The 725-nt window shown below is 74.3% G+C and carries 1 protein-coding gene; it reads left to right on the top strand.

Annotated elements, in window-relative coordinates; all coding sequences use genetic code 11:
• Positions 1 to 231: 231 nt before the first annotated feature.
• Positions 232 to 725 (top strand): crossover junction endodeoxyribonuclease RuvC (gene ruvC / locus ACFFNX_RS51780; RefSeq protein ID WP_378213867.1); only part of this gene is annotated, 494 nt, incomplete at its 3' end.

Raw genomic sequence — 725 nt, 5'->3', positions numbered from 1 at the left:
GCACGCGGCCTCGCCGCGCTCTACGCGGGCGTGCCGATGGCGACGCTGCGCGGCGCGGGCATCGTCACCGGCGGCGCCGGGGCCGACCCGCTCCTCGACGCGGCGTTCGCCGGCACGCCGTTCATGCTCAACTATTTCTGAGCGCGACACGCCGCGTGCGAGCCGGGCGGCGGAGCGCACCGGCCGAGTAGCCTCACTGCGAACACATGTTCGGTGCCGAGAGGAGTCCACGTGCGGGTGCTGGGCGTCGATCCCGGTCTGACGAGGTGCGGCGTCGGCGTCGTCGACGGCGCACCCGGCAGGGCGCTGCGGCTGGTCAGCGTCGGCGTCATCCGTACGAGCCCGGACGATGAGATCGGCACGCGCCTCGTCGCGCTCGAGCGTGGCCTCGAGGAGCTGATCGAGCAGGCCCGCCCCGACGCGGTCGCCGTCGAACGGGTGTTCAGCCAGCACAACGTCTCCACCGTGATGGGCACCGCGCAGGCCGGGGCGATCGCCATCGTCTGCGGCGCCCGCCACGGGCTGCCGGTCGCCCTGCACACCCCGAGCGAGGCCAAGGCGGCGGTGACCGGAAACGGTCGCGCCGACAAGCTCCAGGTCACCACTATGGTGACCAGACTGCTCCGGCTGGACGCGCCGCCCAAGCCGGCCGACGCCGCCGACGCGCTCGCGCTGGCGATCTGCCACGTCTGGCGCGGCGGCGCTCAGGCCCGGCTCCAGGCGGC

Source organism: Actinoallomurus acaciae (genome assembly GCF_042429965.1).
Taxonomy (GTDB): domain Bacteria; phylum Actinomycetota; class Actinomycetes; order Streptosporangiales; family Streptosporangiaceae; genus Actinoallomurus; species Actinoallomurus acaciae.
Note: the sequence above shows the minus strand (reverse complement) of the source record. Positions and strands in the feature narration are given on the sequence as shown.